19 protein-coding genes are annotated in these 17,791 nt (G+C 70.2%); 11 read left to right on the top strand and 8 right to left on the bottom strand.

Annotation, left to right across the window (positions count from 1 at the left end; all coding sequences use genetic code 11):
* Window positions 1-29: 29 nt before the first annotated feature.
* The 6 genes from purU to galK form a co-directional block, all read right to left on the bottom strand.
* Window positions 30-875: a formyltetrahydrofolate deformylase gene (purU, locus tag DX116_RS01115; protein WP_119702406.1), complete on the bottom strand. Its 846-nt coding sequence runs from the start codon at window positions 873-875 to the stop codon at window positions 30-32.
* Window positions 876-909: 34 nt separating this feature from the next.
* The gene (locus DX116_RS01110) at window positions 910-2,433 is read right to left on the bottom strand and encodes a DHA2 family efflux MFS transporter permease subunit (protein ID WP_119702405.1); all 1,524 of its coding nucleotides are present in this window, start codon (window positions 2,431-2,433) and stop codon (window positions 910-912) included.
* Window positions 2,412-2,978, bottom strand: coding sequence for a PadR family transcriptional regulator (locus DX116_RS01105; RefSeq protein WP_119702404.1), 567 nt, complete (start codon window positions 2,976-2,978; stop codon window positions 2,412-2,414). Before DX116_RS01105 ends, DX116_RS01110 begins: the two co-directional genes overlap by 22 nt.
* 135 nt (window positions 2,979-3,113) lie before the next feature.
* On the bottom strand, window positions 3,114-4,208 hold the full coding sequence (locus DX116_RS01100) for a GNAT family N-acetyltransferase (protein ID WP_158591859.1): 1,095 nt from the start codon (window positions 4,206-4,208) through the stop codon (window positions 3,114-3,116).
* 11 nt (window positions 4,209-4,219) lie between these two features.
* Window positions 4,220-5,068: a prephenate dehydratase gene (locus tag DX116_RS01095; RefSeq protein ID WP_119702402.1), complete on the bottom strand. Its 849-nt coding sequence runs from the start codon at window positions 5,066-5,068 to the stop codon at window positions 4,220-4,222.
* A complete protein-coding gene (gene galK / locus DX116_RS01090) occupies window positions 5,065-6,186 on the bottom strand; it encodes a galactokinase (RefSeq protein ID WP_158591858.1) in 1,122 nt (373 codons plus the stop codon). The genes DX116_RS01095 and galK overlap by 4 nt, the downstream gene beginning before the upstream one ends.
* Window positions 6,187-6,329: 143 nt before the next feature.
* Between galK and trpS the strand changes: the two genes are divergently transcribed.
* Window positions 6,330-7,349: a tryptophan--tRNA ligase gene (gene trpS, locus DX116_RS01085; RefSeq protein WP_119702400.1), complete on the top strand. Its 1,020-nt coding sequence runs from the start codon at window positions 6,330-6,332 to the stop codon at window positions 7,347-7,349.
* Window positions 7,346-7,858, top strand: a complete 513-nt coding sequence (locus tag DX116_RS01080) for a 2'-5' RNA ligase family protein (RefSeq protein WP_119702399.1) — start codon at window positions 7,346-7,348, stop codon at window positions 7,856-7,858. The genes trpS and DX116_RS01080 overlap by 4 nt, the downstream gene beginning before the upstream one ends.
* Window positions 7,859-7,867: 9 nt before the next feature.
* Here DX116_RS01080 and DX116_RS01075 read toward each other — a convergent pair whose 3' ends face one another.
* Window positions 7,868-8,773 (bottom strand): LysR family transcriptional regulator, encoded by a 906-nt coding sequence (locus tag DX116_RS01075; RefSeq protein WP_119702398.1) that lies wholly within the window; start codon window positions 8,771-8,773, stop codon window positions 7,868-7,870.
* Between the two features lie 86 nt (window positions 8,774-8,859).
* Here DX116_RS01075 and DX116_RS01070 point away from each other — a divergent pair, with 86 nt between their 5' ends.
* The 7 genes from DX116_RS01070 (at window position 8,860) to DX116_RS01040 (ending at window position 15,359) form a co-directional block, all read left to right on the top strand.
* Complete coding sequence (locus DX116_RS01070) at window positions 8,860-9,582, top strand: succinate dehydrogenase cytochrome b subunit (RefSeq protein WP_233556524.1); 723 nt, start codon at window positions 8,860-8,862, stop codon at window positions 9,580-9,582.
* Window positions 9,579-11,543 (top strand): fumarate reductase/succinate dehydrogenase flavoprotein subunit, encoded by a 1,965-nt coding sequence (locus tag DX116_RS01065; protein WP_119702397.1) that lies wholly within the window; start codon window positions 9,579-9,581, stop codon window positions 11,541-11,543. The genes DX116_RS01070 and DX116_RS01065 overlap by 4 nt, the downstream gene beginning before the upstream one ends.
* Window positions 11,540-12,286 carry a succinate dehydrogenase/fumarate reductase iron-sulfur subunit gene (locus DX116_RS01060; protein WP_056606575.1) on the top strand — a complete coding sequence of 249 codons (747 nt, stop codon included), beginning with the start codon at window positions 11,540-11,542 and terminating at the stop codon, window positions 12,284-12,286. The genes DX116_RS01065 and DX116_RS01060 overlap by 4 nt, the downstream gene beginning before the upstream one ends.
* A 140-nt stretch (window positions 12,287-12,426) precedes the next feature.
* Window positions 12,427-13,221, top strand: coding sequence for a dienelactone hydrolase family protein (locus DX116_RS01055; protein ID WP_119704045.1), 795 nt, complete (start codon window positions 12,427-12,429; stop codon window positions 13,219-13,221).
* A gap of 38 nt (window positions 13,222-13,259) precedes the next feature.
* Entirely contained in the window at window positions 13,260-13,670 is a 411-nt protein-coding gene (locus DX116_RS01050; protein WP_119702396.1) for a MarR family winged helix-turn-helix transcriptional regulator, read from the top strand.
* Window positions 13,667-14,965 carry an MFS transporter gene (locus DX116_RS01045; RefSeq protein WP_119702395.1) on the top strand — a complete coding sequence of 433 codons (1,299 nt, stop codon included), beginning with the start codon at window positions 13,667-13,669 and terminating at the stop codon, window positions 14,963-14,965. The genes DX116_RS01050 and DX116_RS01045 overlap by 4 nt, the downstream gene beginning before the upstream one ends.
* A complete protein-coding gene (locus tag DX116_RS01040; RefSeq protein WP_119702394.1) occupies window positions 14,925-15,359 on the top strand; it encodes an SRPBCC family protein in 435 nt (144 codons plus the stop codon). The genes DX116_RS01045 and DX116_RS01040 overlap by 41 nt, the downstream gene beginning before the upstream one ends.
* Window positions 15,360-15,364: 5 nt before the next feature.
* Here DX116_RS01040 and map read toward each other — a convergent pair whose 3' ends face one another.
* Window positions 15,365-16,147, bottom strand: coding sequence for a type I methionyl aminopeptidase (map, locus tag DX116_RS01035; RefSeq protein WP_119702393.1), 783 nt, complete (start codon window positions 16,145-16,147; stop codon window positions 15,365-15,367).
* Window positions 16,148-16,214: 67 nt separating this feature from the next.
* Here map and DX116_RS01030 point away from each other — a divergent pair, with 67 nt between their 5' ends.
* On the top strand, window positions 16,215-16,523 hold the full coding sequence (locus DX116_RS01030; protein ID WP_119702392.1) for a helix-turn-helix transcriptional regulator: 309 nt from the start codon (window positions 16,215-16,217) through the stop codon (window positions 16,521-16,523).
* A gap of 4 nt (window positions 16,524-16,527) precedes the next feature.
* A complete protein-coding gene (locus DX116_RS01025; protein ID WP_119702391.1) occupies window positions 16,528-17,700 on the top strand; it encodes an amidohydrolase in 1,173 nt (390 codons plus the stop codon).
* The last annotated feature ends 91 nt before the right edge of the window (window positions 17,701-17,791 follow it).

Below are 17,791 nucleotides of genomic sequence, written 5' to 3'. Positions count from 1 at the left end.
TCAACCTGATCTCGGGCCGCTCGCTCGCCTCAGTCGAACACGACGGTGCGGGCGCCGTTGAGGAGCACGCGCGACTCGGCGTGCAGCTGCACGGCCCGTGACAGGGTCTGGGCCTCGACGTCGCGGCCGGCGCGGGCCAGGTCGGCGGCCGTGCGCCGGTGATCGACGCGCAGCACGCCCTGCTCGATGATGGGCCCCTCGTCGAGGTCGGCCGTGACGTAGTGGGCCGTGGCGCCGATGAGCTTGACGCCGCGGTCGTGGGCCTGCTGGTAGGGCCGGGCGCCCTTGAAGCTCGGCAGGAAGCTGTGGTGGATGTTGATGGCGCGTCCGTCGAGGCTGCGGCACAGGTCGTCCGACAGGATCTGCATGTAGCGGGCCAGCACCACCAGGTCGACGTCCAGCTCGGTCACCAGCTCGAGCAGCCGGGCCTCGGCGGCCGGCTTGTCGCCGGCGGGCACGTGGTGGAACGGGACCTCGTACGACGAGGCGAGGCGCTCGAGGTCGCGGTGGTTCGACACGATCGCCGGGATCTCGATGTTGAGGGCGCCCGCGCTCTGCCGGTAGAGCAGGTCGTTGAGGCAGTGGCCCTCCTTCGAGACCATGACGAGCGCCCGCAGCGGCTGCTCGGCCACCACGAGGCGGTAGGTCATGTCGTGCTCGGCGGCCACCGCGTCGAAGCCGCTTCGCACCTCGTCGAGCGAGCGGGGGACGACGACGTCGAAGTGCACCCGCAGGAAGAACTCGCCGTCCGTCGTGTCGCTGAACTGCTGGCTGTCGAGCAGGTTGCCGCCGGACTCGGCGATCCACCGGGTCACGGCGTAGACCAGGCCGGGTCGGTCGGGGCAGGACAGGGTCAGGATGAACGTCGAGGGCACCCGCCCACTCTAGGAGAGGACGGGTGCCCCTCGATCAGGACGCCGCGAAGGGCTCCGACGTGGCAGCGGACCGGGCCCCGCCGTGGCCTGCGTGCGTCGGCTTGGCCAGGAACAGCACCAGGACGATGCCGACGGCGAACGCGACGACCGGCAGGTAGAGCGTCTGGGACATCGCGTCGGAGAACGCGGTCTGCACCGGGGCGGGCATCGGACCGCTCGCACCCTGACCGGCCTCGGTGGCGCCCGCGAGCCCGTTGGCCGTCAGACGTGCCTGGATGAGGGCGGCGATCGCCGCGCTGCCCAGCACGGCACCGATCTGGCGCGTCGTGTTGTAGACGCCGGCGCCCGATCCGGCCGAGGCCATCGGCAGGTTGCGCGTGGCGGTGGCGCTCAAGGGCGCCCACAGGCAGGCGTTGGAGATGCCGAACAGGGCCATCGGCAGGCACAACATCCAGACCTTCGTGTCGGGCGCGATGAGCTGCGACAGCCAGAACATGGCGATCGCGGCCGTGCCGAACCCGACGAGCGTGATGTTGCGCGGGTGCGTGCGGTCGACGAGCTTGCCGACGAGCGGTGACAGCGCCATCAGGACGACCGCCATGGGTGCCATGAGCAGCGCCGACTCGGTGGGGCTCCAGCCGCGCACGCCCTGGGCGTAGAAGAAGAACGGCAGCGACATCGACGTGATCGCGAGCGACACCAGCGCGATGCCGGCGTTGCCGAGCGAGAAGTTGCGGTCGCGGAACAGGCCGAGCGGCACGAGCGGCTCGGCCTTGATGCGGCTCTGCCACCAGATGAAGAGACCGAAGACGATCACGCCGCCGGCGATCAGCAGCGGGACGCTGATGGCTCCGGTGATGGTGCCCCAGTCGTACTTCTCACCCTCCTGGATGCCGAACACCACGAGGAACACGCCGATGCCGCTGAGGGCGACGCCGAGCCAGTCGAAGGAGTGGGAGTGCGTCGGGAGCACCGGCACGAGGCGCACGGCCAGGATGAAGCCGATGATGCCGACGGGGACGTTGACGATGAAGATCCACTCCCAGCCCAGCCCGTCGACGAGCACGCCGCCGAGGATCGGACCGACGAGCGTCGCGACACCGGCCGTCGCGCCCCACAGCGCCATCGCGCCGCCGCGCTTGGCGGCGGGGAAGGTGCGGGTGATGACGGCCATGGTCTGCGGAGTGATGAGTGCGGCACCGAAGCCCTGGACGACGCGGGCGACGATGAGCATCTCGATCGATCCCGTCAGGCCGCACCACAGCGAGGCGAGCGTGAAGATCGTGAGGCCCAGCAGGTACATGTTCTTGGGGCCGAAGCGGTCACCCAGTCGCCCGGTCACGAGCAGCGGCACGGCGTACGCGAGCAGGTAGGCGCTCGTGACCCAGATGACCGAGTTGTAGTCGGTGCCGAGGTCGTCGCGGATCGCAGGCGTCGCGACCGACACGATCGTGTTGTCGACGAGGATCATGAAGAAGCCGATGACCATGGCCCAGAGGGCGGGCCACGGGTTGTAGGTGGGAGGCAGGTCGGTGCTCACGGGTTGTCGGGTTGCCATGTGAAGTCCTTGGTCTCGATGCGGGTGATGAGGGTACGGATCCAGTCGCGCTGGGCCGTGGTGCTGTGCAGCAGGTAGTCGCCGCCCAGGAGGTAGGTCTCCTCGGCGCCGCGTGCGCGGGCTGCGTCGAGCAGACCGCCGAGCTCGGCGATCTCGTGGTCGAGGTGGTCGGCATACGTCGTGAAGGCGCTGACCGCCTCGTGGGCGGGGAGGTTGTGGGCCTCGCTGAGGGCGTGCGTGAACAGGGGGTACTCGCGGACGGGGGTCGTGAGGAGCTCGGTGACGCGCTGCCGGAGGGCCGTCCGCCCCTGCTCCGTCAGCGCATAGGTGGTGCGCTCGGGCCGGTTGCCCTCGCGCTCGGTGCCGGTGACCTCGACGAGCTCGTCGGCGTGGAGTCGCTCGACCGCGTGGTAGAGCGAGCCGGGACGCACCTTGACCATCCGGTCCTCGTGGCGTTCCAGCAGCAGCTGGTACATCTCGTACGGGTGCATGGGCCTCTCGGCCAGGAGCGCGAGCGCGGCGACGCCGAGCGGCTTCAATGTCATGTGTCCTCCTTATGCTCCGTCCGAACTATTCCAGTTGGAATATATGCAGATTCGTCGCACGACGCAACTGTCGTCGTGACGGGCGACAGAATCGGGGTCGGCCGGCGCCGAGGCGGGGCTCCGCCCCGCAGGACGTCAGCGGACGAGCTCGTAGCCGTTCAGGTCGTCGAACGATCCGTCGCCCAACCGCTCGGCGACGCGCTGCGTGCCGAACCGGTCGAATCCCGCGGCCACGGCGACGGCGTTGCTGGCGGGGTTGTCGACGGCGGCATACAGGGCCAGCCTGCGGCGGTCGAGGCCGTCCGGGTCGAGGGCGTGCGCCACGACCATGCGGGTGGCCTCGGTCATGAGACCGCGACCGCGGGCGTCCGGGTGCAGCCAGTAGCCGATCTCGCCGTGGTCGCCGGCCAGCCCCAGCAGGTCCATCACCGCGATGTTGCCGAGCAGCTGGTCGGTGGTGCGGTCGGCGATCGCCCAGGTGGCCTTGGCACCGGTCGCCGCCTGCCACAGGCAGTCGTCGACGTAGGCGCGAGCCGTGGCGGTCGTGTAGGGCTGGGGGAGCGCCGACAGGAAGTGCCGCGAGACCGGGTCGGAGCAGGCCTCGGCGATGCGGGGCAGATCGGCCTGGGTGAATCGCCGCAGCCGCAGGCGGTCCGACTCCAGCGTCGGCGACTCGGCCCACGGCGTCCGTGCGTAGGGTGCGTCGCCGAAGCGGATGGAGCCCGTCCACGCGTCCAGCACCTGACCGCGCTCGAGCAGCATGCCGGGGGTGGTCCCGTGCAGGGTGAACCCCGTGGCGTGGGCGACCCGCAGCGACGGCTCGTTGCCGACGTGCGAGCGCCAGTGCACGATCTCGACGCCGCCCTCGGTCAGCGCCCAGTCGACGGCCAGTCGCACCGCGCGGGCCATGATGCCGCGCCCGCGAGCCCACGGGTGCAGGGCGAAGCCGATGTCGGCGATGGGCTTCTGGCGGATGTCGACGTTGCCCGCGAAGCGCGCGCGCCCGTCGTCGTCCACGGCTTCGATCGCCCAGCCGCGGTGCGTGCCGTCCTCCCAGCCCCGAGGGATGATCGTGAACGCGAACTGCTCGCTCATGGCCCGGGTGTGCGGCGCAGGGATCGCGGTCCAGCGGACCATCTCGGCATCGTTGGCCATCTCGAGCAGCCCGTCGACGTCGCCGGGCACGTGCGCACGGATCGTCACCTCCCCGTCACTGAGGACGGGGACCACCAGCGGCCACCTCATCGCGTCGAGGCGCGGGACGGATCTGCCGGGTACACCCCGAGCATCGTGACGTCGGTCGTGAAGAACGCCAGCTCCTCGAGCGCACGGGCGACCGGCACGTCGTCGGGATGCCCGTCGACCTCGGCGAGGAACTGCGTGGCGCCGGTGAAGGTGCCGTCGACCATGTAGCTCTCGAGCTTGGTCATGTTGACGCCGTTGGTGGCGAATCCGCCCAGGGCCTTGTAGAGCGCGGCGGGCAGGTTGCGGACGTTGAACACGAAGCTCGTGACGACGGGCCCGCGTCCGGCCTCGGCCCGCCGGGGCTCGCGCGACAGCACGACGAAGCGCGTCGTGTTGTGCTCCTCGTCCTCGATGTCGGACGCCAGCACGTCGAGGCCGTAGATCTTCGCGGCCAGCGGCGGCGAGATCGCGGCCTGCGTGACGTCGCCGGCCTCGGAGATCTCGCGGGCCGCGCCGGCCGTGTCGCCCGAGATGACGGTCGTGAGCCCGTACTCGCGGATGATCTTGCGGCACTGGCCCAGCGCGTGGACGTGGCTGTGCACCGTCCTGATCGTGTCGAGGGTCGCGCCGGGCACGCCCAGCAGGCTGAACTGGATGCGCAGGAAGTGCTCGGCGACGATGTGCAGGCCCGACGTGGGCAGGAAGTGGTGGATGTCGGCGACGCGTCCGGCGATCGAGTTGTCGATCGGGATCATCGCGAGATCGGCCTCGCCCCCGCTCACGGCGGCGAAGACGTCCTCGAACGACGCGCACGGCACGGTCTGACAGTCGGGGTAGTGCTGCTGGCACACCATGTCGGAGTTGGCGCCGGGCTCGCCCTGGTAGGCGATACGTCGAGAGGTCACCCGTCCAGTCTGGCACCCGGCGCCGGCACCCGGTGGGCGCCGTCCGCGGCGTGCACGACGAAGACCTCGGGGCGAGACCACTGGTGCAGCGCATAGCGCGACTCGACGCGTTCGCGCAGCGCCTGCACCTTGTCGGGCTCGACGAGCGCGATCGCGCTGCCGCCGAACCCGCCGCCGGTCATGCGGGCACCGAGGGCCCCGGCCTCGAGCGCGGCCTCGACGGCGACGTCGAGCTCGGGGCAGCTGACCTCGAAGTCGTCACGCAGCGAGGCGTGCGACGCCGTCAGGATCGTGCCGAGCTGCGGCCAGGCCCGGCGGCCGACCGCCGTGACGGCGCTGCGCACCCGAGCGGTCTCGGTGAGCACGTGGCGGGTGCGAGCCTTGAGCGTCTCGTCGGCCAGCATCACGGTGGCGTCGAGGCCTGCCTGCGCCAGCCACTCCAGACCCAGCTCGGCGGCGGCCCGCTCGCACTCCTCGCGGCGTGCGGCGTACTCGCCGTCGGCGAGGGCGTGGTGGGCCCCCGTGGCGATGACGGCCAGCACCAGGCCGTCCGCCTCCCACCCGAGAGCGACGGGCCTGGTGGTGTGGGGCGTGACGGCGGTGTCGATCAGGACGGCGTGGCCGGCGGTGCCGTGCAGCACGGCCAGCTGGTCCATGAGCCCGACGGGTGCGCCGACGAATCCGGCCTCGGCCCGTTGTGCGACGAGTGCCACCTCGGCGGTGTCGAGGCCCAGCCCGAACAGCTCGTCGAGCGCCGAGGCGACTCCGCACGTCGTGGCCGCCGACGACGACAGGCCTGCTCCCGAGGGCAGCCGCGACTCGATGACCAGGTCGGCGCCGGGGATCGTCAGGTCGCGCTCGGCGAGGCTCCAGATCGTGCCCGCGACGTACGTGGCCCACCCGTCGACGTCGCCGGGCTGGACCGTCGTCGCGAACGAGACCTTGCTCGCGTCGGGCAGGTCGCTCCAGACGTTGACCGCGCCGTCGTCGCGTGCGCGGGCCTTGACCGTCACGCTGCGGTCGATGGCCAGCGGCAGCACCGGCCCGCCGTTGTAGTCGAGGTGCTCGCCGATCAGGTTCACCCGGCCGGGCACGTCCCACCGGCACACGTCAGTCACGTGCGTGACACTACCGATGCTCGCGGCACGTGAATCGCTCCATCCACCTCGAGCGGCATCGTCGCGGCCGTGTCGACGTCGTCCGAGATGCGATCGGGCATGCGCACACGGTACGGCTCGGACCGGCTGGCAGAATCGTCCGCATGCCTGCTGAACGCCGACCACGCGTGCTGTCCGGGGCCCAGCCCACGGCCGACTCGTACCACCTGGGCAACTACTTCGGCGCGTTCAAGCAGTGGGTCGCCCTGCAGGACGAGTTCGAGGCGTTCTACTTCGTGCCCGACCTGCACGCCATCACCGTCGAGTACGACCCCGCCCTGCTGCGCGAGCGCACGTACATCGCGGCGGCCCAGTTCCTGGCCGCCGGCGTCGACCCCGAGCGTAGCGCCCTGTTCGTCCAGAGCCACGTGCCCGAGCACGCGCAGCTCGCCTGGGTGCTGGGCGGCATCACGGGCTACGGCGAGGCCAGCCGCATGACGCAGTTCAAGGACAAGAGCGCCAAGGGCGGGCAGGACTCGTCGAGCGTGGGCCTGTTCACCTACCCGATCCTGATGGCCGCCGACATCCTGCTCTACCAGGCCGACAAGGTGCCGGTCGGCGAGGACCAGCGCCAGCACGTCGAGCTGACCCGCACCCTGGCGCAGCGGTTCAACCACCGCTTCGGCGAGACGTTCACGGTCCCCGAGCCGCACATCGTCAAGGCCACCGCGAAGATCTACGACCTGCAGGACCCGACCAAGAAGATGAGCGGCTCCAACCAGTCGCACGCCGGCGTCGTCGACCTGACCGACACCCCCAAGCAGGTCGCCAAGAAGCTGCGGTCCGCCGTCACCGACTCGGGCAGCGTCATCGCGTTCGATCGTGACGAGAAGCCCGGCATCTCGAACCTGCTGTCGATCTACTCCGCGCTCACGGGCGACCCGGTCGAGGCCATCGTCGAGGAGTTCGAGGGACGTCAGTACGGGCACCTGAAGGTTGCCCTCGGCGACCTGCTGGCCGAGTTCGTCGGCGCCTTCGGCGACCGAACCCGTGAGCTGCTCGACGATCGCGCCGAGCTCGACCGCGTCCTCGCCCAGGGCGCCGAGCGGGCGCGTGAGGTCGCCGCCACCACGCTCGACCTGGTGTACGAGCGCTCCGGGTTCGTGCGGGGCGTCCGCCCGTGACGATCATCGGCGTCGCGATCCCGGTCCCCGATCCGTATGGGTCGATGCTGCGGGAGAAGCGGGCCGAGTTCGGTGACCCGATGGCCGAGACGATCCCCAGCCACGTCACGCTGATGCCGCCCACCGACGTCGCCGACGCCGAGCTCGAGATCGTCCGCGACTCCCTCGAGCGCGCCTCGACGGCCCTGCCCCCGTTCCCGATGCGGCTGCGTGGCACCGGCACGTTCCGCCCGGTCTCGCCCGTCGTGTTCGTCGCCGTCAGCGAGGGCATCTCCTACACCGAGATGCTGGCCAAGTGCGTCCGAGACGCCCTCGACAGCCCCGAGCCGGAGTTTCCGTACCACCCGCACGTGACGGTCGCGCACAACCTCGACGACCCGAGCCTCGACCGTGCCTACGAGGAGCTGGCCGACTTCGAGTGCGAGTTCACCGTCAGCGAGTTCGCCCTCTACCACCACCAGGACGAGTCCGGCTGGGTCCCGCAGCAGGCCTTCTCCCTCGGTCGCTGACCGACGGGCTCAGACCAGGTCGAGGTCGCCGTCGGCGAAGGTCGTCAGGTGGTCGAGCAGCTCGGCCTTGAACGCCTGGGCCGCCAGCGGCAGCGCCTCGGAGCTGCGGTGCGCCAGCGCGATGACCCGGTCGAGCGGCGGGTTGCCGAGCTGCGACGACCGCAGCTGCGGACGGGCCGACAGCACCATGCTGGGCACCACGGCGTGACCGAGGCCTGCCTCGACGAAGCGCAGTACCGCCGACATCTCGCCGCCCTCGACCGCCAGCCGCGGCTCGAACCCGGCCTGGGCGCAGGCTCGCAGCGTGACGTCGCGCAGGTCGTAGCCCTCGCGGAACATCACGAGCGGCAGGTCGCGCAGGTCGCCGACGTCCATGTGCTCGGGAGCGTCGGAGCCCGGGGGGCTGGCCAGCACCAGACGCTCTCTCAGCACGGGAGTCGTCTCGATGTCGGGCTCGTCGCTGTGCAGCGGGATGATCAGCAGCGCGACGTCGATGCGTCCTTGCGCGAGCTCGCGCGTGAGCAGGCGCGAGCCCGCCTCCTGGACCTCGAGGTCGATACCGGGGTACATCTCGTGGAAGCGGGTCAGCGCCCGCGGCAGCAGGCCGTCGCACAACGAGGGGGTGGCACCGAGCCGCACCCGTCCGCGCCGCAGGCTGGCGACCTCGTGCACCGTGCGCTCGGCGCTCTCGACGTCGATCAGGATGCGCTGGGCGTGCGGGAGCAGCGCCTCGCCCGCGCTGGTCAGCTCGATGCCGCCGCGGTGCCGGACGAACAGGGGAGTGCCGAGCGAGTTCTCGAGCACGCGGATCTGCTTCGAGAGCGTCGGCTGCGACACGCCGGTCAGGTCGGCGGCCCGGGTGAAGTGCCGGGTGCGGGCGACGGCGACGAAGTAGGTGAGCTGGTGGATCTGCACACGATCAGTGTGTCATAGCCGTTGGCTATGAAGGTTGCCCTCAACAAGACTTAGCGCGAATCGTCGAAGCGACCTACTGTGTGATCGTGGCAACTACCCAAACTGTGAAGCGGCCGTCGGCGAAGCGCTCGACCGTCGCCCTGAAGTATTCGATGGCGGTGTCGGGGCTCATCATGCTCGGCTACCTGCTGGTCCACATGTACGGCAACCTGAAGTTCTTCCAGGGCCGCGACAAGTTCGACCACTACCTCGAGGGTCTCGACGACATCCTCTACCCGTACCTGCCTCACGAGGGCGCCCTCTGGATCATCCGGGTCGTCCTCACCGCGGCACTGGTCGTCCACGTCTACGCGGCGGTCACGCTGTGGCGGCGCAACAAGGCGGCGGCCGGCTTCGTCGGCAACACGCGCTACCACACCAAGCAGAACAAGACCGGTGTCCAGCGCAGCTACGCCTCGTTCACGATGCGGTGGGGCGGCATCATCCTGCTGCTGTTCATCATCGGCCACGTCGCGCAGATGCTGCCCAACTGGCTCTCGCCCGGCGGCGCCTCCGACAGCAAGTACGACCGCGTCGTCAACGGCTTCGAGATCTGGTGGGTCGTCCTGCTCTACACGATCGGCCTCGTCGCGGTGGGCTTCCACCTCGCCCACGGCTTCTGGAGCGCCCTGACCACCCTGGGCCAGAACCACAGCTCGACGCGCAAGTCGTCGCGCATCACCGCGGTCTCGATCGGCCTGGCCGTCATCATCGCCGGCGGCTTCCTGACCGTCCCCTTCGCCATCTTCTTCTTCGGAGCTGGATCATGACCATCACTGAGCCCTACAAGAACCCGTCGGAGCAGTTCCACGCCGTCGGCGACGACATCCACGACGCCAAGGCGCCGACCGGCCCCATCGAGAAGCGCTGGGACGACCGCAAGTTCAACGCCAAGCTGGTCAACCCCGCCAACCGCCGCAAGCTCAGCGTGCTGGTCGTCGGCACCGGCCTGGCCGGCGCCTCGGCCGCCGCGACGCTCGGCGAGGCCGGCTACCACGTCAAGAGCTTCTGCTACCAGGACAGCCCGCGTCGTGCGCACTCGATCGCCGCGCAGGGTGGCATCAACGCCGCCAAGAACTACCGCAACGACGGCGACAGCATCTACCGGCTGTTCTACGACACGGTCAAGGGCGGCGACTTCCGTGCCCGCGAGTCCAACGTCTACCGCCTCGCGCAGGTGTCGGTGAACATCATCGACCAGTGCGTCGCGCAGGGCGTCCCGTTCGCCCGCGAGTACGGCGGACTGCTCGACAACCGCTCGTTCGGCGGCGTGCAGGTCTCCCGCACGTTCTACGCCCGCGGCCAGACCGGCCAGCAGCTGCTGATCGGCGCCTACCAGGCGCTCGAGCGGCAGATCGCGGCCGGCACCGTCGAGATGAACACGCGCCACGAGATGCTCGAGCTGATCATGGTCGACGACCGGGCCCGCGGCATCATCGTCCGCGACATGGTCACCGGCGAGATCGAGACCCACACGGCCGACGCCGTCGTGCTGGCCTCGGGTGGCTACGGCAACGTGTTCTTCCTGTCGACCAACGCGATGGGCTGCAACACCACGGCCACGTGGCGCGCGCACCGCAAGGGTGCCTACTTCGCCAACCCCTGCTACACGCAGATCCACCCCACCTGCATCCCCGTGTCGGGCGACTACCAGAGCAAGCTCACGCTGATGAGCGAGTCGCTGCGCAACGACGGACGCATCTGGGTGCCGAAGAAGATGAACGACGAGCGCCTCGCCAGCGAGATCCCCGAGGACGAGCGCGACTACTACCTCGAGCGCATCTACCCGGCCTTCGGCAACCTGGTGCCCCGCGACATCGCCTCGCGTGCCGCCAAGTACCAGTGCGACGCGGGCAAGGGCGTCGGTCCCGGCGGGCTCGGGGTCTACCTCGACTTCGCCGACGCGATCGATCGCCTGGGTCGCCCGGCCGTCGAGGCCAAGTACGGCAACCTGTTCGACATGTACGCGCAGATCACCGGCGAGGACCCGTACTCCGAGCCCATGCGCATCTACCCGGCCGTGCATTACACGATGGGCGGTCTGTGGGTCGACTACGACCTGCAGAGCAACCTGACCGGCCTGTTCGTGACGGGTGAGGCCAACTTCTCCGAGCACGGCGCCAACCGCCTCGGCGCCTCCGCGCTGATGCAGGGCCTGGCCGACGGCTACTTCGTCCTGCCGTACACGCTGGCCAACTACCTGGCCGACGGTCCGTACGACAAGGTCGACCACGACCACCCCGCCGTGGTCGAGGCCAAGCAGGCCGTCGAGGAGCGCATCACGACGCTGCTCGCGATCAACGGCACCCGCACGGTCGACTCCTACCACAAGGAGCTCGGCCAGATCATGTGGGACTACTGCGGCATGGAGCGCACCGAGGAGGGCCTGACCAAGGCCATCGGCATGATCCGTGACCTCAAGACCGACTTCTGGGCCAACGTCAAGGTCACCGGTGTCAACGAGGAGCTCAACCAGACCCTCGAGCGGGCCGGCCGCGTCGCCGACTTCTTCGAGCTCGGCGAGCTCATGTGCATCGATGCGCTCAACCGGCGCGAGTCGTGCGGCGGTCACTTCCGCGCCGAGAGCCAGACCGAGGACGGCGAGGCGCTGCGTCACGACGACGAGTTCGCCTACGTGTCGGCCTGGGAGTACGGCGACAAGCAGCCCACGCTGCACAAGGAACCACTCGAATACGAGTACGTCGAGATGAAGTCGAGGAGCTACAAGTGAACATCACCGTGCGTGTGTGGCGTCAGAAGAACGCCGACGACAAGGGCAAGATGGTCACGTACGGCGTTGAGAACGTCAGTGAGCACATGTCGTTCCTGGAGATGCTCGACGTCCTCAACGAGCAGCTGACGCTGAGCGGTGACGACCCGATCGCCTTCGACCACGACTGCCGCGAGGGCATCTGCGGGGCGTGCGGCGTCGTCATCAACGGTCAGGCCCACGGGCCGCAGACCACCACGACGTGCCAGCTGCACATGCGCAGCTTCGAGGACGGTGCCGTCATCGACATCGAGCCGTGGCGCGCGGGAGCCTTCCCGGTCGTCAAGGACCTCGTCGTCGACCGCGGTGCGTTCGACCGCATCATCCAGGCCGGCGGCTTCATCTCCGCGCCGACCGGTTCGGCGCCCGAGGCCAACAACCTGCCGGTGCCGAAGGAGGACGCCGACCACGCGTTCGAGTCCGCCACCTGCATCGGCTGCGGCGCCTGCGTCGCGGCGTGCCCCAACGGCTCGGGCATGCTGTTCACGGCGGCCAAGATCACGCACCTGGGGCTGCTGCCGCAGGGTCAGCCCGAGCGCGACTCCCGCGTCATCGGCATGATCGAGCAGCACGACCACGAGGGCTTCGGCGGCTGCACCAACATCGGCGAGTGCACCTCGTCGTGCCCCAAGGGCATCCCGCTCGACACCATCAGCCGCCTCAACCGCGACCTCCTCGGAGCGCTCGCCAAGGGCAAGGCGTAGGGCGCGCGGCTTCGCCGCATCCGCTGTTCGTACCTCACAGCGGCCAGGCTTCGCCTGGGCGCCTGTCTTCACTCGCTGCGCTCGCTCGACCCATGGTCGGTGCGCGGGCGAAGGAAGGCCGACGCGTCTACGCTCGCTGCATGACTTCACCACCCACGTCCTCGCTCGAGGGGTGGGTGGTGTCGTCGTTCACGGGCGGCGGGCTCACCCACGACTGCTACGAGAAGGGCAGCGGGCCCGGTGTCGTCGTGATCCCCGAGATCCCGGGCCTGACGCCGGAGGTGCTGGGCCTGGCCGACCACCTCGTCGACCAAGGCTTCACCGTGGTGGTGCCGTCGCCGTTCGGCACACCGGGCCGCGAGATGTCGGCCGGCTACACGGCCGGCGTGGTGGCGCGGCTGTGCGTGTCGTCGGAGTTCCGGGCGTTCGCGACGCGCTCGGCCAGGCCCATCAGCGGGTTCCTGCGCGCCGTGGCCCGCGACCTCGACGGACGTACTCCCGGATCCGGCGTCGGCGTCATCGGCATGTGCTTCACGGGCGGGTTCGCGCTCGCGGCCGCCGTCGACGACTCCGTGACGGCGCCCGTCATGAGCCAGCCGTCGGTGCCGTTCCCGGTCGGCGGTGCCAGGCAGGCCGATGTCGGCCTGTCGCCCGACGAGCTGCAGACGATCAAGCGGCGGGTCGCCGACGACGGCCTGTGCGTCATGGGCCTGCGGTTCAGCGAGGACAAGGCGGTCTCGCCCCGGCGGTTCGCCGCGCTGAGCCAGCACCTGGGTGACGCCTTCGAGGTCATCGAGCTCGACTCGTCCGAGGGCAACGCCGGGGGCTTCTCCAAGGGCGCGCACTCGGTGCTCACGCACGAGGTGCGGGAGGGCAACGAGGCCATGGCCGCCCGCGACCGGGTCGTCGCCTTCCTCCACGAGCGCCTGGGATGACGATTTGGTTAGCATAGGTAATTTGCTATGCTAACGATATGCCCACGGATGCCCACCAGATCGCGCGTGCGGTGGCGCGTCTCAACCGCCGTCTCCGCCAGGAGCGCCACAGCGACCTCACGCCCACCCAGATGTCGGTGCTCGGCGCGATCCGGCAGCTCGGCGAAGCCACCCCGAGCGCCATCGCGGCCCTCGAGCGCGTGCAGCCGCCGTCGATCACCCGCACGCTGACGTCGCTGGTCGATGCCGGCATGGCGACCCGCTCGCCGCACCCCGACGACGGGCGGCAGGTGCTGATGGCGGTCTCCGAGCGCGGTGAGGCCGTGCTGGCCGAGGAGCGCAGCCGCCGCGACCTCTGGCTGTCGCACCGGCTCACCGAGCTGACCCCCGCCGAGCGCCGGACCCTGAAGGAGGCTGCCGCGCTGATGGAACGGCTGTCCGGCCTGTGAGCCCCACGTTCAGTGCCCTGGCGGTGCGCAACTACCGCATCTACATCCTCGGCGCGATCGTCTCCAACACCGGCACCTGGATGCAGCGCATCGGTCAGGACTGGCTGGTGCTGCAGCTCACCGACAGCGGCACCGCACTCGGCATCACGACGGGCCTGCAGCTGCTGCCGGCCCTGCTGTTCTCGCCGATCGCGGGCGTCGTCGCCGACCGCGTGCCCAAGCGGACGGTGCTGAGGTTCACCCAGGTGGCCATGGCCGTGCCCGCCCTGCTGCTGGGCATCCTGGCGGTCACCGGCGTCGTGCAGACGTGGCAGGTGTTCGTCCTGGCCTTCGTCTTCGGCGTCGGGACGGCCTTCGACGCCCCGGCCCGCCAGTCGTTCGTGGTCGAGATCGTCGGCCCGAAGGACCTCGCCAACGCGGTCGGCCTGAACTCGGCCTCGTTCAACCTCGCGCGCATGATCGGCCCGGCCGTCGCCGGACTGCTGATCGCCGCTCTCGGCTCGGGCGTGCGCGCGGCGGGCTGGGTCATCCTGGTCAACGCGGTGAGCTATCTCGCGGTGCTGACGTCGCTGCAGCTGCTCGACCCGCGGCGGCTCACCCCGTCCGAGGTCACCGGCACGCGCAAGCACGCGGTCCGCGACGGCATCACGTACGTGCGGTCGCGGCCCGACCTCGTCCTGATCCTCACGTGCGTGTTCTTCGTCGGAACGTTCGGCATGAACTTCCAGATGACCAGCGCCCTGATGGCCACCCAGGTCTTCGGCAAGGGGGCCGGCGAGTACGGCATCCTCGCCTCGATCATGGCGCTCGGCTCCCTGGTCGGTGCGTTGATGGCCGCGCGCCGCGCCCGACCGCGCCTGCGGTTCGTGGTGCTCGCCGGTGCCGCCTTCAGCGTCACCGAGATCGTCGCGGGCCTCATGCCCACCTACGTCACCTTCGCCGCGGTGCTGCCGGTGCTCGGCCTGTGCGCGCTCACGATGGTCACGTCGGCGAACGCCACGATCCAGATGACGGCCAGCCCGATGATGCGCGGACGGGTCGCCGCGCTCTACCTGATGGTCTTCATGGGCGGCACGCCGGTCGGTGCACCGCTGGTGGGCTGGGTCGGGCAGACCTTCGGCGCCCGGTGGATGCTGCTGGGCGGAGGCGGCGTGACGCTGCTGGGCATCGCCGCGGCGACCGCGTGGTTCTTCCACACCCAGGACGCCGAGCGCGAGGAGTTGCGGCGCGCCCTGCGCGACCTACGGTGGAGGAATGCACGTCGAGCGGACCTTCACGGTGTCACGGTCGATTGAGGACGTCTTCGACTACCTCAGCGACTTCGAGAACACCAACGAGTGGGACCCGGGCACCATCGACACCCGCCGCACGGGCGGCGACGGCGGTCTTGGCACCACCTACGCCAACACGTCTCGGTTCGCCGGCCGCGAGGTCGAGCTGACGTATGAGACGATCGGCCACGACCGGCCGACGTTCTTCTCGGCCCGCGGCACCAACGCGCAGTCCACCGCGACCGACTCGATGACGTTCACGCGCGACGGCGACCGCACGCAGATCCGCTACCGCGCCGACTTCGAGTTCCGCGGCCTCGTCAAGTACCTGGCCCCCTTCGTCGTCAAGCCCAAGCTCTCGGCGCTGGCCGACGAGACGGTCGAGCAGATCCGCGCGTCGCTCGAGCGCAGCGCCTGACGCCGCTACTCGAGCACGTCGGGTCGCAGCGTCAGGACCTCCACGCCGTTTTCGGTGACGGCGACCGTGTGCTCGCTGTGGGCCGTCAGGCACCCGGTGGCGCTGCGGAGGGTCCATCCGTCGGGATCGGTGACGAGCTCGTCGGCGTCGGCCATGACCCACGGCTCGAGGGCCAGCAGCAGCCCCGGCCGCAGGCGGTAGCCGCGACCCGGACGGCCCGTGTTGGCGACGTGCGGGTCCTGGTGCATCGTCGAGCCGATGCCATGCCCGCCGAACTGCAGGTTGACGCGGTAGCCGTCGCCGAGCAGCACCTCCCCGATCGCGTGCGACAGGTCGCCGATGCGTGCACCCGGCCTGACGGTCGCAATCGCGGCCGCGAGCGCCCTCTCGGTGACGTCGATCAGGGCGAGGCACTCGGGCGGACGCGTCGGTCCGACGACGAAGCTCAGCGCGGAGTCGGCGGCGATGCCGTCGAGCACCACGGCCAGGTCGAGCGTCAGCAGGTCGCCGTCCGCCAGGGCCCGGTCGTGGGGGAGGCCGTGCAGCACCGCGTCGTTGACCGCGGTGCAGATGTGGTGGCCGAACGGCCCCCGACCGAACGACGGCGCGTAGTCGACGTAGCACGAGACCGCCCCGGCGTCGTCGATCATCGTGCGGGCCCACTCGTCGATCTCGAGCAGGTTGGTCCCCGCCACGGTGCGCCGGCGCAGGGTCTCGAGGATGCGGCCGACCAGACGTCCGGCGGCGCGGGCGCCGGGGAGCTGTGCCGGGCTCAGGATCTCGATCACGGTGTCGCCTCTCGTGGGTGAGCAATAACTATACCGGCCATGTCATACCGGTACTATCATTGGCCTCATGGTCCGCCTGCCGCTCACCCCAGCCGAGATCGACCGTGGACGCCGGCTCGGAGCCTTCCTGCGCCGAGCCCGCGCCGACCGGTCGATGCTCGACGTCGCCCTGGCCGCCGACGTCTCGCCCGAGACGCTCCGCAAGATCGAGACCGGACGTGTCGCCACGCCGGCCTTCCCGACCGTGGCGGCGATCGCGGACGTCCTCGGCATCTCGCTGGACGAGGTGTGGGCCGAGATGAGGCCCCGCGAGGTGGCGGAGGCGTCCCACGGAGCGACGAGCCGGCGCGTGTCGCCGCGGAGCGGGCTAACCTGAGGGAATGTCCACGTCCCTCGTCGAGTCGCTCGCCCGTTCCATCGACGTGGTCACCCCCGACCTGATCGAGGTGCGCCGCGACCTGCACTCCTACCCCGAGCTGTCGTGGCACGAGGAGCGCACGACCGACGTCGTCGCGATGTGGATGGACAAGATCGGCATCCCGTACGAGCGGTTCGAGGGCACGGGGTTGATGGCCGAGATCGGTCCCGACGAGGGGCCTATCGTCGCGCTGCGCGCCGACCTCGACGCCCTGCCGGTGATCGAGACGTCGCAGGACCCTTGGAAGTCCACCGTCCCCGGGGTGTCGCACTCGTGCGGCCACGACGTCCACGTGTCGGCGCTGCTCGGCGCGGCCGTGGCCCTCGCCGACGCCCACGCCGAGCACCGGCTGCCCGTGAGGGTGCGGCTGATCTTCCAGCCCGCCGAGGAGGTCATGCCCGGTGGCGCCCTCAAGCTGCTGGCGGCCGGCGCGCTCAAGGGCGTCTCGCGCATCTTCGCGCTGCACTGCGACCCGTCGCTCGACGTCGGCCAGGTTGGCCTGCGCGAGGGGCCGATCACCGGTGCGTCCGACCACATCACGGTGCACCTCAGCGGTCGCGGCGGGCACACCTCGCGGCCCCACCTCACCGAGGACCTGACCTACGCCCTCGGCAGCCTGCTCACGCAGCTGCCGGCCGTGCTGTCGCGACGCTTCGACCCGCGGGCCGGGGCCAGCATGGTGTGGGGCCAGATCCGCTCGGGCAACGCCGCCAACGTCATCCCGTCCACGGGCGAGCTCAGCGGCACGCTGCGGATGCTCGACGCCGCCGCCTGGCACCAGGCCGAGCACCTCGTGCGCGGGCTGATCAGCGACATCATCGAGCCCTTCGGCGTCAGCGCCGACGTCACGTACGTGCGCGGCGTCCCGCCGGTCGTCAACGACTTCGGGGCCACCGAGATCCTGCGCCGGGCCGTCTCGCAGGCGGTGGGCCCCGGGGGAGTGGCGTCGACCGCCCAGAGCCTCGGCGGCGAGGACTTCGCCTGGTACGTCGAGGCCGTGCCCGGCTCGATGGGACGCCTCGGCACCCGCACGCCCGACGGGCCCACCTACGACCTGCACCAGGGCAACCTCCGCGTCGACGAGCGCGCGATCGCCGTGGGCGCCAAGGTGCTCGCGCTGGCTGCCGTCAGCTGACGCGGGCAACCATCTCGCGTACTTCGGTGAAGATACGGTTACAGCGCCCGGCAATCCCCGCGACGGCCTGCCGAACGGCGTGATCGGACAC

This window comes from Aeromicrobium endophyticum, assembly GCF_003586285.1.
GTDB lineage: Bacteria > Actinomycetota > Actinomycetes > Propionibacteriales > Nocardioidaceae > Aeromicrobium > Aeromicrobium endophyticum.
Note: the sequence above shows the minus strand (reverse complement) of the source record. Positions and strands in the feature narration are given on the sequence as shown.

Coding starts and splice junctions, on each gene's coding strand:
- DX116_RS01110 (WP_119702405.1), bottom strand. CDS start 2,433: ATGGCAACCCGACAACCCGTGAGCACCGACCTGCCTCCCACCTACAAC.
- DX116_RS01105 (WP_119702404.1), bottom strand. CDS start 2,978: ATGACATTGAAGCCGCTCGGCGTCGCCGCGCTCGCGCTCCTGGCCGAG.
- trpS (WP_119702400.1), top strand. CDS start 6,330: ATGCCTGCTGAACGCCGACCACGCGTGCTGTCCGGGGCCCAGCCCACG.
- DX116_RS01065 (WP_119702397.1), top strand. CDS start 9,579: ATGACCATCACTGAGCCCTACAAGAACCCGTCGGAGCAGTTCCACGCC.
- DX116_RS01055 (WP_119704045.1), top strand. CDS start 12,427: ATGACTTCACCACCCACGTCCTCGCTCGAGGGGTGGGTGGTGTCGTCG.
- DX116_RS01050 (WP_119702396.1), top strand. CDS start 13,260: ATGCCCACGGATGCCCACCAGATCGCGCGTGCGGTGGCGCGTCTCAAC.
- DX116_RS01040 (WP_119702394.1), top strand. CDS start 14,925: ATGCACGTCGAGCGGACCTTCACGGTGTCACGGTCGATTGAGGACGTC.
- DX116_RS01030 (WP_119702392.1), top strand. CDS start 16,215: ATGGTCCGCCTGCCGCTCACCCCAGCCGAGATCGACCGTGGACGCCGG.
- DX116_RS01025 (WP_119702391.1), top strand. CDS start 16,528: ATGTCCACGTCCCTCGTCGAGTCGCTCGCCCGTTCCATCGACGTGGTC.